The sequence below is a fragment of the Thermoflexus sp. genome (genome assembly GCF_034432235.1).
GTDB lineage: Bacteria > Chloroflexota > Anaerolineae > Thermoflexales > Thermoflexaceae > Thermoflexus.
On sequence record NZ_DAOUCJ010000024.1, the window covers coordinates 1 to 16,186 of the forward strand.

Annotated in this window: 9 protein-coding genes; 6 read left to right on the plus strand and 3 right to left on the minus strand. The window is 67.2% G+C overall.

Annotated elements, in window-relative coordinates; all coding sequences use genetic code 11:
* Both VAE54_RS02375 and VAE54_RS02380 read right to left on the minus strand, forming a co-directional pair.
* On the minus strand, positions 1 to 1,173 hold a 1,173-nt coding region (locus tag VAE54_RS02375), incomplete at its 3' end, for an MGDG synthase family glycosyltransferase (RefSeq protein WP_322800329.1).
* A gap of 141 nt (positions 1,174 to 1,314) precedes the next feature.
* Positions 1,315 to 4,425: a molybdopterin-dependent oxidoreductase gene (locus VAE54_RS02380; protein WP_322800330.1), complete on the minus strand. Its 3,111-nt coding sequence runs from the start codon at positions 4,423 to 4,425 to the stop codon at positions 1,315 to 1,317.
* A gap of 312 nt (positions 4,426 to 4,737) precedes the next feature.
* On the opposite strand from VAE54_RS02380, the gene clpB reads away from it, so the two are divergent.
* From clpB to VAE54_RS02395, 3 genes are all read left to right on the plus strand, one after another.
* Positions 4,738 to 7,350 (plus strand): ATP-dependent chaperone ClpB, encoded by a 2,613-nt coding sequence (gene clpB, locus VAE54_RS02385; RefSeq protein ID WP_322800331.1) that lies wholly within the window; start codon positions 4,738 to 4,740, stop codon positions 7,348 to 7,350.
* 129 nt (positions 7,351 to 7,479) lie between these two features.
* Positions 7,480 to 8,124, plus strand: coding sequence for an alpha/beta hydrolase (locus VAE54_RS02390; RefSeq protein ID WP_322800332.1), 645 nt, complete (start codon positions 7,480 to 7,482; stop codon positions 8,122 to 8,124).
* A 178-nt stretch (positions 8,125 to 8,302) separates the two neighbouring features.
* Positions 8,303 to 10,375: a helicase-related protein gene (locus VAE54_RS02395; protein ID WP_322800333.1), complete on the plus strand. Its 2,073-nt coding sequence runs from the start codon at positions 8,303 to 8,305 to the stop codon at positions 10,373 to 10,375.
* Between the two features lie 188 nt (positions 10,376 to 10,563).
* Here VAE54_RS02395 and rfbB read toward each other — a convergent pair whose 3' ends face one another.
* Positions 10,564 to 11,604: a dTDP-glucose 4,6-dehydratase gene (gene rfbB, locus VAE54_RS02400; RefSeq protein ID WP_322800334.1), complete on the minus strand. Its 1,041-nt coding sequence runs from the start codon at positions 11,602 to 11,604 to the stop codon at positions 10,564 to 10,566.
* 708 nt (positions 11,605 to 12,312) lie between these two features.
* On the opposite strand from rfbB, the gene dnaA reads away from it, so the two are divergent.
* The 3 genes from dnaA (at position 12,313) to VAE54_RS02415 (ending at position 16,043) form a co-directional block, all read left to right on the plus strand.
* Positions 12,313 to 13,641 (plus strand): chromosomal replication initiator protein DnaA, encoded by a 1,329-nt coding sequence (dnaA, locus tag VAE54_RS02405; protein WP_416223759.1) that lies wholly within the window; start codon positions 12,313 to 12,315, stop codon positions 13,639 to 13,641.
* A 328-nt stretch (positions 13,642 to 13,969) separates the two neighbouring features.
* Positions 13,970 to 14,887, plus strand: coding sequence for a hypothetical protein (locus VAE54_RS02410; RefSeq protein WP_322800336.1), 918 nt, complete (start codon positions 13,970 to 13,972; stop codon positions 14,885 to 14,887).
* A 145-nt stretch (positions 14,888 to 15,032) separates the two neighbouring features.
* On the plus strand, positions 15,033 to 16,043 hold the full coding sequence (locus VAE54_RS02415) for a hypothetical protein (RefSeq protein WP_322800337.1): 1,011 nt from the start codon (positions 15,033 to 15,035) through the stop codon (positions 16,041 to 16,043).
* The last annotated feature ends 143 nt before the right edge of the window (positions 16,044 to 16,186 follow it).

Genomic DNA, 16,186 nt, shown 5'->3' on the forward strand with positions numbered 1-16,186 from the left:
CCGGGCGATCTCCCCGATCCACCGGGCGGCGTCCAGGGCCGCATCGGGGTAGCCCATGGCGGCCGCCCGCGCGGCGAAGGTTTCCAGAAGATCCGGGCGGCTCAGCCACTCCCGGACGGCCTCCTTCACCTGCTCGGGCTCCGGCGCGTATAGGCCCGCCCCTCCCTGAACCACATAATCGACGTTCCCTTCCTCCTGGCCGGGCAGATAGTGGGTGAGGATCATCGGGCGGCCCACCGCCAGGGCCTCGGCGATGGTGTTCGGGCCCGCCTTGGTGACGATGACATCCGCCGCCGCCATCATCTCCGGGATGGCCCGCACGAAGCCATAGACATACGTGGGGACCGGCCACTCGACGACCTCCAGGCGGCGCCGCAGCCGTTCGTTCCGGCCGGCCACCACTGCCAGCTGGAGCGGCAGCCCGGCTTCGGCCACCGCCCGGGCGTTCTCGAAGACCTTCCCCATGCCCTCCCCCCCGCCCATCACCAGCACCGTGGGGAGATCCGGCCGCCAGCCCAGCTGTTCCCGCCAGAAGGCTTTCGGCCGGCCCCGCACGTCCCGGAAGCGCAACCGGATGGGGAAGCCGGTGACCACCACCCGCTCCGGCGGCACGCCGCAGGCGATGGCCCGATGGCGCGCGCCTTCGTGCGGGGCGATGACCAGATCCGCATTCGCGCACCAGAGGGCATGGATGGAGCCGATGTCGCAGATGACGATGACGAAGGGGACGCGGCGCGGGGCTTTCATCCAGTAGCGCAGGGTGACGTCGTTGAAGAGGGGATGAACGGAGACGATCACATCGGCGGGGTTTTCGGCGAACAGTTTGGCGATGCGCTGACGCACCCACGGCCAGAAGAGATAGACCAGCTGCCGGGCCCGACGGGGATGGTTGGCGAAATGCCAGGCCCGGGCGTAGAAGGGCACGATGGCCGGCTTGACCATGTAGGGATAGAGAGCGGGAGAACGATTCAATGGGAAGGGAGCGTATTGAATAAAAGCATCCACGATGCGGGGCTCCACCGCGTCCCCATAAAGGGCCCGCAGGCCCTCCGCCAGCGCCTCCGAAACGCTGCGGTGGCCGCCGCCGGTATCGGACATCAACAGGAGCACCCGGAGGGCGGAACGGGCCGCCGTCCGCCCCTGAAGCTCCTCCCTGCTCCCATGGGTCTCCATGGGCGTGTCCCCTCGAAGCTCAGCGTTCAAACCGGCGATGAAGGCTTCCCAATGTCATGATAAAATCCCGGGCTTCCGCCCGGCGGCCGACGCCTCCGGGCCCGGAGGACCCGAGAGGCGGGGGATCAGCGTGGACCGAGCTTATCCCGGCTCCCCCGGAGCGCTGTCCTTCCCGGCGGCCCGGAGAGCCCGCCAGACCCGCTCGGGGGTGGCCGGGATCTGGGTGATCCACACGCCGACCGCGTCGTAGATGGCGTTGACCACGGCGGGCGCCACGCCGTCCATCGGGATCTCGGCCACGGCCTTGATGCCGAAAGGATGGGTGGGCTCGACGGTCTCGATGAAGATCACCCCGAGTTCCGGCACCTCGTGGGCCTGGAAGATCTTGTAGGGTCCGAAGCGCGGATTGACCACACGGCCCCGCTCATCGAAGACCATCTCCTCCGAGACCGCATAGCCCAGCGCCTGGATCATCCCCCCCTCCACCTGCCCGGAGGCCGTCAACGGGTTGACGATGCGCCCGGCGTCCACGGCCATCACCAGGCGATCCACCCGCACCTCGCCGGTTTCGATATCCACCGTCACCTCCGCGAACTGGGCGGCGAAGGGCGGCGGCGAAACGGGAGAGACATAAGACGCCACCGCCATGATCTGGCGCTGATCCCGATGGTGGAGGGAGGAGAGGGCCACTTCCTCCAGGGTCACGCTCCGGCCATCGGGCGCCCAGACCCGCCGGTCGGCCAGGCGCAGGTCGGCGGGGGAAACCGGCGACCCGCGCTCGCTCAGCAGGGCCGCCGCCACCTCTTTGATCTGCTCCGCCACCTGCTCGGCAGCCTTCACCGCCGCCGCGCCGGAGATGTAGGTGGTGGAGGAGGCATACGCGCCCTTGTCGAAGGGGGTGAAATCGGTGTCCGAGGAGTAAACGATGATGTCCTCCACCGCGCACCCCAGCACCTCGGCGACCATCTGGGCGATCACCGTGTCGGACCCCGTGCCGAGATCGGTAGCGCCGATGAGCAGGTTGAAGGAGCCGTCGTCGTTCATTTTGAGGCTGGCCGCCCCCATATCCAGGTAGGGGATCGCCGTCCCCTGCATCACGCAGGCGACGCCGATCCCCCGGCGCAGATGGGGTTGCCCGGGCACCCGATGCCAGTCCGGGTTCCCGAATTTCTCATGCCAGCCCACGTAGGCCGCGCCGTAGCGCACGCACTCCGGCAGCCCGCAGGTATGGACGATCTCGGGGCGCGGCTCCCGGCCCTCGCTCCAGGCCCGGCTGAAGGGGTGCTCCTGCCCCGCCTTCAGGGCGTTCTTCAGGCGGAACTCCAGCGGATCCAGCCCGAGCGCCCGGGCGATGCGCTCCATGTGGACCTCGACGGCGAAGAAGCCCTGGGGGACGCCGTAGCCCCGGAAGGCGCCGGAGGGAGGGGTGTTGGTGTAAACCACGTCGGCGTGGAAGCGAATGCGGGGCTCGCCCTTCTCATCCCAGGCGGGATAGAGGGCCATCGCCTTGTGCCCGGTGTTGCCGGCCACGGTCAGGGCATGGCTGCCGTAAGCCCCCGTGTCCGAGAGCACATACATCTCATTGGCCACAATGGTCCCATCCCGCTTGACGCCGGTCCGCAGCCGGATGCGCATGGGATGCCGGGAACGGGCGGCCGTGAATTCCTCCTCCCGCGTCCACTCGAGGCGAACCGGCCGCCCCGTGGCGATGGTGAGGTGGGCGGCGATATCTTCGATCAGCACCTCCTGCTTGCCCCCGAAGCCGCCGCCGATGCGCGGCTTGATCACCCGGATCCGCTTGGGGGGAAGCCGCAGCACCGGCGCCAGGATCCGCCGCACGTGGAAAGGCACCTGCGTCGAGGTGCGGATCACCAGACGATCGTCCTCATCCCAGTAGGTGATCACCACGTGGGTTTCCAGGCTGGCCTGCTGGACCTTGGGCACCACATATTCGCCCTCGAAGATGTAATCGGCCTCCTCGAACCCTTTGTCCACCTCTCCGATCTCGATGTGGATCTGAGCCGCCAGGTTGCGGGAGGGGTCCGACCCATCGAAGGGCACATACTCCGGCTCGTCGTGGATGATCGGCGCCCCCGGCTTCATCGCCTCCCGGGGGTCCAGGACCGCCGGGAGCTCCTCATACTCGACCTCGATGAGCTCCAGGGCCTTCTCGGCGATCTCCGGGGTCTCCGCGGCCACGAAGGCCACGCGATCGCCCACGAAGCGCACCTTGGAATCCAGGGAGAAGGTGTCCAGCGGCCCGGGGATGGGATCGGACTGCCCGGCCGTTGAATAGATCACCCGCGGCAGATCCTGATAGGTGAGGACGGCGGCTACCCCCGGCAGTGCCCGGGCCTTGCTCACGTCGATGCGCCGGATCCGGGCGTGGGGGACGGGGCTTTTGAGCACTTTGGCATAAAGCATGCCGCGCAGCTCGAAGTCATCGGTGAAGGCCGGCTTCCCCTGAACCAGCCGCAGGGCGTCGACTTTTTTCTCCGGCTTGCCCACCACGCGGGTCTCCGGGATCCGTTGGGGAAGCACGATGGTCGGCAGGACGATGGTGCGCGCTCGGGTCTGGAGGCCCGCCCCGCCCTCCGGCTCCGGCGGGGAGATCTCTCCGACGGGGAACCCCTCGCCCAGCGGAAGCGGCCCTTCCGGCGGGATGATCAGGCGTTGGGCTTCCTCCTCCATCGGGGGAACGGGCTCCCCGCGCATGCGGGCGGCCGCCCGCAGCACCGCCTGCACCGGCTTCAGGTAGCCGGTGCACCGGCAGAGGATCCCGCTGAAGGCCTCGCGGACCTCCGCCTCGGTCGGGTTAGGGTTGCGATCCAGGAGAGCCTTGGCCGCCAGCACCAGGGCCGGGGTGCAGAAGCCGCACTGGATGGCGCCCGTTTCGATGAAAGCTTCCTGGATCGGGTGCAGGCCCTCCGTCCGCCGCCAGCCCAGCTCCGGCGTCCGTCCCACGCCCTCGATGGTGAGGATCGAACGTCCATCGGCCTTCGCCGCCAGCGTGACGCAGGTGAGGATCGGGGTGCCATCCAGGAGGACAGTGCACATGCCGCAGGAGCCGTCATCGCAGCCGTGCTTGACCCCATAGTATCCCGCGCGGCGGAGCAGATCCAGAAGACGTGTGGATGGGGCGATCGAAAACGTTCGCTGCTCCCCGTTGATGGTCAGCGTGATCTCCATATCCACCCCCAGGCGCTGGATCTGAGGTTCCAGGGCGATCTGAGGCTCCTCTCTGCCTCGCATCGCTTCACAACCCGAGGCGCGAGGGAGGAAGAGCCTATGGGGATTGTAGCACATCGGAGCCCAGAGAGCGGGGGGAAGCCGCAGATCAACCCGCTCTGCCGATGAACAGCCACCCGTCCGCGCGTCCAGAGGGGGATAGGATCTCCCTACGGCTCCAAGAGATAAAAGGCGGGGTAGGAAGCCTGGGTCGTCCCATCCCTTTGAAACGCGCGAGGTCCGGCGCATACGGATCATTAATCCATTTCTAACCTCTCTCTGACACCTCCGGGATACATTGGGATTGGATCGCCAAAGCGGAATGGAGGAGGGAACATGAACCTGAATCGGTTTACAGAGAAAGCGCAGGAAGCCCTGCTGGAAGCCCAGCGGCTCGCCGAAGAATACCGGCACCCGGCCATTGAGAACGAGCACCTGCTCCTGTCGCTGCTGCGCCAGACCGACGGCGTGGTGCCGCAGGTGGTGCGTCGGGCCGGGGCCGATCCCCAGGAGCTCATCGAGGAGCTGGAGCGCTATCTGGCCGGCCGCCCCAAGGTGTATGGGGCCGGTGAGGTAGGCCTTTCCCGCGCCGCGGCGGAAACCCTCCGTCAGGCGGAGCGGGAAGCCCAGGCCATGCGGGATGAGTATGTCAGCACGGAGCATCTGCTCCTGGCGATGGCCGACCGGGTCGACGGCGCCGCCGGGGCGGCGCTGCGGCGACGGGGCTTGAGCCGCGATGCCATTATGCGCGCCCTGGCCGCGGTCCGCGGCGCCCATCGGGTGACATCCCCCACGCCGGAGGCCACCTATCAGGCCCTGGAGAAATACGGTCGGGATCTGACCGCCCTGGCCCGGGCGGGGAAGCTGGACCCGGTTATCGGGCGCGATGAAGAGATCCGCCGGGTGATCCAGATCCTCTCCCGTCGCACCAAGAACAACCCGGTGCTGGTGGGCGACGCCGGCGTGGGCAAGACGGCCATCGTCGAGGGCCTGGCCCAGCGCATCGTCCGCGGCGACGTCCCCGAGGGCCTGAAGAACAAGCGCATCGTGCAGCTGGACCTGGGGGCGCTGGTGGCCGGGGCCAAATACCGGGGTGAGTTCGAGGAACGCCTGAAGGCCGTTCTCAAGGAAGTCACCGACGCCCAGGGGGAGATCATCCTGTTCATCGATGAGATCCACACCGTGGTGGGCGCCGGGCGGGCGGAAGGGGCTCCCATGGACGCCGCCAACATCCTCAAGCCGATGCTGGCCCGGGGCGAGCTCCACTGCATCGGCGCCACCACCCTGGACGAGTATCGCCAGTATATTGAGAAGGATCCGGCCCTGGAGCGCCGCTTCCAGCCCGTCTATGTCGATGAGCCGTCGGTGGAGGAGACCATCAGCATCCTGCGCGGGCTCAAGGAGCGCTATGAGGTCCATCACGGGGTGCGGATCACCGACGCCGCGGTGATCGCCGCCGCCACCCTGAGCCATCGCTACATCCCGGACCGCCGGCTTCCAGATAAGTCCATCGATCTGATCGACGAGGCGGCGGCCCGCCTGCGGATGGAGATGGACTCCAAACCGACGGAGCTGGACGAGCTGGACCGCCGCATCCTGCAGCTGGAGATCGAGCGGGAGGCCCTGAAGAAGGAACGGGACGAGGCCAGCCGGGAGCGCCTCGCGGCGATCGAACGGGAGATCGCCGAGCTGCGCGAGCAGGCGGATGCCCTCCGCATCCAGTGGGAGCGGGAGAAGGCCGTCATCCAGAAGGTCCGCCAGATCAAGGAGCAGATCCAGCAGACCCAGCATCAGATCGAGATGGCCGAGCGCCGCCTGGATTACGAGGAGGCGGCCCGCCTGCGCTATGGGGTGCTCCCGGACCTGGAGCGCCAGCTCCGGGCGGCGGAGGAGGAGCTCAACGCCCTCAGCCGCGGCAAGCGGCTCTTGAAGGAAGAAGTGGACGCCGAGGACGTGGCCCGGGTGGTGGCCGCCTGGACCGGCATCCCGGTGGTCCGCCTGATGGAAGGGGAGACGGAGAAGCTCCTGCACCTGGAGGAGCGGCTCCACGAGCGGGTCGTCGGGCAGGACGAGGCCGTGCGGGCAGTGGCCAACGCCGTGCGGCGGGCCCGCGCTGGCCTGAAGGATCCCAACCGGCCCATCGGGGTCTTCCTCTTCCTGGGACCGACGGGCGTGGGCAAGACCGAGCTGGCCAAGGCCCTGGCCGAGGCCCTGTTCAACGACGAGCGGGCCATGGTCCGCATCGATATGAGCGAATACCAGGAGAAGCACACCGTCAGCCGCCTGATCGGCGCCCCGCCCGGCTATGTGGGCTATGAGGAGGGGGGCCAGCTCACCGAGGCGGTGCGACGCCGGCCTTACACCGTGGTGCTCTTCGACGAGATCGAGAAGGCCCATCCCGAGGTCTTCAACGTGCTGCTGCAGGTTTTCGATGAGGGCCGGCTCACCGATGGCAAGGGCCGCACCGTAGATTTCAAGAACACGATCATCATCATGACCAGCAACATCGGCAGCCAGTGGATCAAGGAGCTGGCCGGACACGATGAGCAGAAGATGCGCCAGCTGGTCCTCAGCGCCCTGGACCAGCACTTCCGGCCGGAGTTCCTGAACCGGATCGATGAGATCGTGATCTTCCACCCGCTGACGATGGAGCACCTGCGGCAGATCGTGGACATCCAGCTGCGGCGGCTGCGGGCGATGCTCGCCGAGCGGCGCATGGGGCTGGAGGTCACCGAAGACGCGAAGCAGTATCTGGCCACAGTGGGCTACGATCCGGTTTACGGCGCCCGGCCGCTGAAGCGGGCCATCCAGCGCGAGCTGGCGGACCCGCTGGCCATGGAGATCCTCAAGGGGACGTTCCACGAGGGCGACACCATCCGGGTGGATCTGCGGGATGGCCGGCTGGTCTTCGAGCGGGCCGAGGAGCCCGTCCGGGCCCGGGCCGCGTGAAAGGCCACGGGTTGCCTCACTGAGGAAGGGACATCCCGCCTCCCCGAATACAGGCCCATTGGCGGCGAGCGGGGCGCCTGGGGCGCCCCGCTCCCCCTACCGTGTCCACCGAGAGGAGAGACCTGATCGGTGACCCTGATCTATCGGATCCGCCGGTCCGATGAAGGGCCCATGGAAGGGAAAGCCCCCGCCGCCCTGCTGCTGCACGGTTGGGGCGGCGACGAGGGATCGATGGCGATCTTCGAGACCGCCTTCGGCCCCGGATGGTGGCTGGTTCGTCCGCGCGCGCCCTATCCTCTCCCCCAGGGCGGCTATGCATGGTATCCATCCCTCGCCGATGGGAAGCCCGATCCTATGGCCCTGTCCCGGAGCCTGACCCAGCTGATCCAGCTCCTCGATGAGCTCCCCCAGCGCTTCCCCATCGACCCCCGGCGATGGCTGCTGGTGGGTTTCAGCCAGGGCGGAGCGATGGCCGCCCGGCTCGCGCTGCAGGCTCCGGAACGAATCGCGGGCCTCGCGGTATTCAGCGGGTTCCTCCTGGAATCCCCCAGCCTCCCCTGGCCTCCCGCTCTATCCGGCCTTCCGGTTTTCATCGCCCATGGCCTCGATGACCCCATCGTCCCGGTGGAACGCGCCCGTCAACTGTGCCAGCAGTTCCATCTTTCAGGAGCCGAAACGACCTGCGTGGAATACGCGGGCGGCCACAAAACAGGTGTCGAGGCATGGCGCGCGTTTAAGGCGTGGCTGAGCCGCATCGACCCCCTGCGCTCGTAGCCGGTTTGCCCGCTTCCCTTTCCCGCGATGACCCAGCGGAGATCCAGACCCTGATGAAGCCCCGCTCCCCACGGGGGTAAAATTCCCTTGCTTGCGGCGCTGACCGTTCCGAAGCGATCCTCCAGGGGTCGTCCCGAGGCGCGCGGACAGCCTCCGAATCCAAATCAGAAAGGGGAATATGGAACGCGGCCCGAAATCCTCCACGCCGACGATGTATCTGGTGAAAGGGCCACCGGGTTCGGGGAAATCCACGGTGGTGCCCTTTCTGCTGGCGGCATGGGCGGATAAACCCGCCATGGTGGCCGTCCCCACTCGAGCGGCCGCCATCTCCCTGGCCTGGTATGTGAATCAACGGACCCGGGACGGGGTATATGAGCTGCCGCCGGATTTGCACCCGGATGTATATGCCTTCGCCGGGGGGCGCCAGCTGATCCTGCGGGGACGTGTGGGATACGCCGTGCGGGGCAGCCACACGCTTCCTTATGGGATGCTGGATGTGCACGTGGCCTACGTCACCACCGGCATCCTGATCCAGTATATCCTGAGCCAGGGCCTCTCCGGGATCTTCCCCATCGTCGATGAAATCCACCTCCGCCAGATGGAGGGGGACCTGGCCTTCGCCCTGATCCTGAAAGAAGGCTGCCCCTTCGCCGTGATGTCTGCCACCCTGGAGCAGGTGGAGGAACGGATCGCCCGCCTCGCGCGGCGGTTCGGATATGAGATCATCGAGATCGAGCTCCCCGCCCCCCAGTATCCCATCCGGATCATCGAGTGGCCGGTCCGCTTCCCCATCCGGGTCGACCAGCCCGCCCAGGTGGTCCTGAAAACCCTGCGGCGCTACCGGCATCTCAAATTCCAGGGCACCGAGGTGGAGGTCCGGGGGGATGAGATCCGGATCGCCCATCTGGGGATTCCCCTTCACGCCCTGATCTTCATGCCCGGCGTCCGGGAGATCGAAGCCACGGTGGAGGCGCTGCGATCGGAGTTCCGCAACGAGGTGATCCCCCTTTACGGGGCCATGGCCGTCAGCGAGCAGGAGGCGGTGGTGGAGAAAGCGGCCGACCGCAGCGAGACGCGCCTCTTCGTCAGCACCGAGCTGGCCGGGGTTTCCCTGACCATGAACGCGGGGCTGGTGCTGGACCTGGGACTGGTGCGCCGGAGCGAGGCCGACACCCGGGGGTTTGTCCGGCTGCCGGTGGTGCCGATCTCCCAGGCGGAGGCCGCCCAGCGGGCGGGGCGCGCCGGGCGGACGGCGCCGGGGATCTGCATCCGGTGCTTTCGGATGGAGGAGCTGCGGGAGGTCGCACGGCCGCCGGAGACCCTGCGCTCCTCGCCGGAACGGATCGTCCTGGTTGGCGCGGCCCTGGGGCTTTCCGTGCGGGAACTCCCCCTCCCCGACCCGCCCTCCCGGGAGGCGGTGGAAGAGGCCACCCGGCTGCTCCGGCGGCTGGAGGCGCTGGATCACCGGGGGCGGATCACCCCGCGAGGCTATCAGATTCTGGAGCTGGGCCTTCCGGCCCGTCTGGCGGTTCCCCTGCTCACCGCCCAGGCGGCTGGGGAATCCGGAGAAATCCTGGACAGCCTGATCGCCGCGGTCTCCCTGCTCGCCGTCGGCCGTCCGTGGCGGCTGCCAGGCTATGGGCCACCGCCCAACCGCCAGGGGGATCTGAACGCCGCGATGGCCGCGCTGATCCGTTACATGCAGCGCTATAAGCAGGATCCCTCCGCGGCGGCCGAAGAAGCCCGGGCCCAGGGCTTCGCCGATCGCGTCCTGGACGAAGCGGCGAACATCTACCTGCCGGATCTGCGATCCCGCATGCGCCTGCTCTTCGCGGAGGAAAACGGCCAGTGGAACCGCTCGATCCCGGAGCTGGTGGACGAACGGCGGCTGGCGGGGTATCTGGCCACCGGCTTCCCGGATATGGTGGGGCTGGTGGACTGGAAGCGGCGAGCCCTGGAGACGCCGGACGTGCTGTGCTGGATCGGGCGGGATTCCGGGTTCTGGCGGGCCTATGAGGAGGAACGCCCCCCCATGGCGATCGCCCTCTCCGGGACTTTCTCCGCCCAGGGGGCGCGGATCGCCACCGCGATGATCCCGGTGGATCCAGAAGATCTCATCCGGCTGGGGGTGGCCCGGGTGAAAGAGCGCCGGACCGTTCGGGTTCGGGGTCATGCCCATGAGGAGATCTTGCTCCTCTGGCGGGGCGTCGAGCGGACCATGGCCATCCGGATGATCGTGGAGCCGGAGTGACGGGCCGCCATCCGGGATGCCTCTCCGGCTTTCCCTCAAGAAGGCCTGAGGGGCTGAGGGGAAGGGCCATCTCGCCCTCCCTCATAGGAGCCCGGCGGCGTCATGGGCCTTCGATCCTTGCCGGGGGAAGGGCTTTCAGAGATCCAGGATGCCCGGAACGATCAAGAGGACGCCCGCGAGCGAAGCACTCAGGGCGAGAAAGCGGGGCGGCCTCGGGCCAGCCGCTCGGCATACTGGCGCCGGTAGTATTCCTGGTATTCCCCGGACTTGATCTTCCGCCACCACCACTCGTTCTCCACATACCACCGCACGGTCTTCTCCAGCGCCTCATCCAGGGTATGCCGGCTCCGCCACCCCAGGGCCATGATCTTCGAAATATCCAGGGCATAGCGCCGGTCGTGCCCCGGCCGGTCCGGCACCAGCCGGATCAGCGAATAGGGCTTCCCCAATAGATCCAGGATCTTCTTCGCCACCTCCAGATTCGGCGTCGAGATCCCCGTCCCCAGGTTGTAGATCTCCCCCGGCTGCCCCTTCCGCAGGACCAGATCGATGCCCTCACAGTGATCCAGGACGTATTGATAGTCCCGCATCTGCTGGCCATCGCCGTAGATCGGCAGCGGCTCGTTGTCGATGGCGTTGGTGATGCACAGGGGAACGAACTTCTCCGGATACTGATAAGGGCCGATGTTGTTGGAGCCCCGGGTGATGGTCACCGGGACCCCAAAGCTCACGTGGTAGGCGAGGCAGAGGAGGTCCGCCCCCGCCTTGCTGGCCGAATAGGGACTGCGGGGCATCAGGGGATCCTGCTCCCTGGAGGCGCCCTCCAGGACCTCGCCGTAAACCTCATCGGTGGAGACCTGGTGATAACGCAGCCCGAAGATCCGGGCTGCTTCCAGCAGCACATAAGTCCCATAGACGTCTGTCTGGACGAAGCTCCCCGGCTCCATCAACGAGCGATCCACGTGGGATTCGGCGGCGAAGTTCACAATGGCCTCGATGCGATGGTCCCGGATCGCTTCGTGCACTGCCCGGGCATCGCAGATGTCGCCACGGACGAAGGCGTAGCGGCCGCGGAACCGCTCCGCCACATCCTTCAGGTTGTCCAGGTTCCCCGCGTAGGTCAGCTTGTCATACACCAGCACATAGGCGTCGGGATACGTCTCCAGCGTCCAGCGCACGAAATTGGAGCCGATGAAGCCGGCCCCGCCCGCGATCATCAATCGCTTCACGTCCTCCTCCCGCAATGAGATCGCGATCCGCCCGGAGCGGATACTCCTCATCGATTATAGCGGAGGGTCGAAGAAGAGGCGGGCAGCTTCATCGACGCCTCCCGCGCCCCCCATCCCGCTCCCGCTATGCGCGCTTTCCCCATAGCCCCTCCCATCCCCTGAAGAGAGGGAAAACCGCCCCAGGGACAGGGCGCGCCAGGGCCATCCCAGCCGGTGTGGAAAACGATGGGGAGAACCAGGGTTCAACCGATACGCTTGTGGGGATAAACGCCCAAAGATCGGGGATTTCCGAGGCGAAGCTGTGGAAAACATTGGGGAAAACCGCCAGGTTAAAGGAGCACGCCATGGATTGCTGGGGAGATGGGTCCCGGATAAAATCAAAGGCGCATGTCCCCGGATCCGGAGGCCCTGGCGCTTCGCCCGGGACGGAGCCCAAAAACGATGGCGGAGGGGGCGGGCCTCGTAGAGATCGAGCGAGAAGAATCGAAGAAAAAGGGCCTCCCTATGGGGACCAGAACGTTCAGGCTCCCTGTCTGGGTTTTCCCGATAGGCTTGAGGTTTCAGCCAAGGGATCCATTCCATCTCCCTCGTGAGCGCCCACCCAGATTCGCAACGCGATCAGCGCTTTGCCCAATCCATCCCACGCCACCCATACCGGTTAGGATGGGCGGATCCACGGGACTATGGGAGAACGGAAGGATGACCGACATCCATCCCAGTGAAATCTGGCAAATCGTCCTGAATGAGCTCCAGTGGCAGATCCCCAAGCCCACTTTCGAGACATGGGTGAAAGGAAGCCAGGTAGTCTCGGTGCAGGGGGACACCTTCGTCATCGGGGTTCGCAGCGCTTATGCGCGGGACTGGCTGGAACACCGGCTGCGGACGGTGATCGCCCGCACGCTGACCGGAGTGATAGGGCGGCCGGTGACCGTCCATTTTGTGGTATATGAGAACGGCCAGGTGCGGCCCTCGGCCTCCAATCCGGGCGATGAAGATGCGGGCGCCGCCTCCCCTTGGGCCCAGCGTCTGAACCCCCGCTACACCTTTGAGACCTTCGTGGTGGGGCCCAGCAACCGGCTGGCCCATGCGGCGGCGCTGGCAGTGGCGGAGCGGCCCGCCCAGACCTACAACCCGCTGTTCATCTATGGAGGCGTGGGGCTGGGCAAAACCCACCTTCTCCATGCGATCGGCCATGTCTGCCTGCGCAAAGGCCTGCGCGTCCTCTACGTCTCCTCAGAGGAATTCACTAACGACCTGATCAACGCCATCCGGGCCCAGACGACCGATCAGTTCCGCGACAAGTATCGCTCCATTGACGTGCTGCTGATCGATGACATCCAGTTCATTGCCGGCAAGGAGAGCACCCAGGAGGAGTTCTTCCATACGTTCAACACACTGCACAGCAACGGCAAGCAGCTGGTGATCTCCAGCGACCGCCCGCCCCGCGCCCTGGTGACCCTGGAGGAGCGGCTTCGCTCGCGGTTCGAGTGGGGGCTGATCGCTGATATCCAGCCTCCCGATCTGGAGACCCGCATCGCGATCCTGCGGGCGAAAGCCGAGGGGCTGGCGATCCCCGTGCCCGACGACGTGATGGAGTTCATCGCCCGACAGATCCAGAGCAACATCCGGGAGCTGGAGGGGGCGTTGAACCGCGTGGTGGCCTACGCCCAGTTGATGGGCCTTCCGCTGACGATGGAGATCGCCACCAGTGCCCTGGCCGATCTGTTGCCCCGGCGCAAATCGATCTCCATCGATCAGATCATCCAGGTGGTGGCCGATTTCTATGGGGTTCCCGCGGAGGCCCTCCGTGGGCCGCGACGGAACAAGGAGCTGGTGCATCCACGACAGGTCGCCATGTATCTGGCCCGGGAGGAGACCGGGGCCTCTCTGCCCCAAATCGGCGAGGCCTTTGGGGGCCGCGACCACACCACGGTGCTCTACGGCATTGAGAAGGTGCAGAGCGAGCTGGAGCACAACGAACGCCTGCGCCGCGAGATCATGGCCCTCCGGGAGCGCCTTTACCGCGAGGAAAAGTAAAAGCCGCGATATGGGTTTCCCCTCTGCGCCAAAGCGAGGCTGAAACACCTATCGGAGCCCTGTCCTCGCCCGCGACACGCTGCCCATCCGGGGGTCATGGCCTCCGGATGGCTTCCCCCCGCGCTGGGAAGGCGTGTCCCTCCCCACCCGCCCGATCACCCCGCACCGATATCTCCACGCACTCCCGCATCGTTCTCCCACGCTCCTTCCCTATCGGTAGATCGTTCATCGAACCCCAGAGCCCCCGGAAGAGATCGCCCCCTCCCGCCGTCTATCATCTTCATGGGGCCATATGCTCCAGGCCCACGATCCTTCCTGGAGGCTTCCAATGGGCCGTTTCGAACCGTCACGATGGGCCTTGCTTCCCCTGGCTGCTATTCTCTTCGCTTGCCAGGGGAAGCCGGCGGGATCGCCTGTGCCCGCCCACCCCACCTCTACCCGGCCGGCACCCACGGTCGCCCTCCCGCTGGCCACCCCCACCCCTCAGGCCGTGGCGCCCACTTCCTCCTCCCCCGCCGCCTGTCCGGAGGAACCCGACCGCTGGTCTCTCATCCCCATCGAATCCGGGGGAAAGCCGGTCTCCCCGCCCTCCCAGCGGATCGATCCGCCCTGCGTCTATGAGGCCCTGGCCCGGGACCTCGCCCGCACCCTGGTCCCGGCCCCCGACGCCCCCATCCCCTCCGTGGCCGATCGCACCCTCTCCGTCCCCTGGTTCTGGGCCCCGGGAACCGAGATCCCCCAGACCCAGGTGAGGCCAGATCGCCCGGGCGACTTTGTGGCCTTCTACGACGCCCGGGGTCGAAAGATCGATGAGTTCTTCCTGCCCTACACGGCCGTCGCCACCGGGGATCCCGACTTCCCGGTCCTGGTTTACATCTATGATGATAAGCCTCAGGAGGCCTGGGGGACCCTGCACCGGGAAGGGGAGGAGGACCTCTGGGTTCGCTACGAGATCCAGGGCGGGGAGGTCGTCCGCTCCGTCATCGTGATGGTCTACGACGCCCAAGCCCGGCGCTGGGTGCCGGGGGCTTATCCCAGGAATGCGCCCACGCCCCGGGCGGTCCACGCCGTCCCGGCGGGGTCGGCGGAGCAGCTGGCGGGGCTGTTCGGCCTGCCCCTCTGGCGGCGGGGGGAGCTGCTCGCCCGCGCCGGCCTGAAGGATATCTTCCCCGATTCGGTCAACCCAGCGGCCCTGAAGCCGGCGGCGACGTTCGTGGTCAGCCCCGAGGGGATGGAAAGGAGATAAGCGCGATGCGACGGATCGCCCTCCCCCTGTTCCTCCTTGCTCTCCTCCTGGGGCCGGCGGCGGGTTCCCCGCCCCCCGCCGCCACCCAGGGGGGCGATCATCTGGATGAAAGTATCGAATCCCTAACCCTCACCGGAGGTGTCCGATGCGCGGGATCCGCACCCTGATCCGGGAGCTGTGGTGGTATCTCACGTATGACGACTATGGCCGGCGCCGCCTCCGCCCGGCCGCTTATGCCCTCCTCCTCCCCCTGGGGCTGGCCGCCGCCGTCTTCCTCTGGGCCTTCTTCCAGAGCCGCCAGGCCCTCCCCGCCGAGCGCCCCGCCCCCACCCTGCCCCCGCCCACGGCCACGGCGGTCTTCGCCACCGTGACGGCGGCCGCCTCCCGGCCCACCGCCACCCCCGCCCCCCTCTGCCCCGAGGACCCCCTCCTCTGGCGGCTGGTGGAGATCCGGCTGGACCTGCGGGACCCGAAGACCGGCAAGCCCATCCAGCTGCCCAAGCCCATCTACCGCATCGATCCCCCCTGCGTCTACCAGGGCCTGTGGCGGGACCTGGCCGACGCCCTGTTCGCCACCTACACCCGGGCCGACGTGCCCCCCAAGATCGACAAGGAGGTCGAGGTCCCCTGGTATTGGGACCCGGGGCCGGAGATCACCCGGAAGACCATCAGCATCTACCTGGCCTGGATGGAATACCTCTTCTACGACCGGGCGGGGCGGAAGATCGACGAGGTCCTCACCCCCTACACGGCCCTCTCCACCGGCGACCCCGATTACCCGGTGCTGGTCTACCTCTACCGGGACTACCCCGGCGCCGCCTACGGGGTGCAGTGGGAGGGCACGATAGAGAACGTCTTCGGCGGCCGCGTCACGGAGATCCGGCCGGTCCGCTTGGAGGGGGGGACGGTGCTGCGGCGGGTGGAGCCTGTGCTCTACCACGCCGGGGTCCACCGGTGGTTCCTGGCGGGCGGGAAGGGCCTGACCCGCCGGATACACGTGGTGGACGCGGACGGCTTGGGGCTGTGGGAGGTCCTGGGGGTGCGGGGGACCACCCGCTCGGCGCTGGGCCGGACCTTCGGGAAGAAGGACTTCTTCCCGGACCAGGTGGATCTGAAGGCCTATCCGATGCAGAAGACCCTCACCTTCACCCCATAAGCGAGAGGAGGCGGGGATGCGGAACGCGATGGTCCTGGCCCTGGCGGCGGCGCTGGCCCTGGCCCTGGCCCTGGGGGCCGGCGCCGCCCGGGCCGATGGGGAGCCTTGCATCAGGGATTGTAAGGGTGACAAACAGTTGCGGG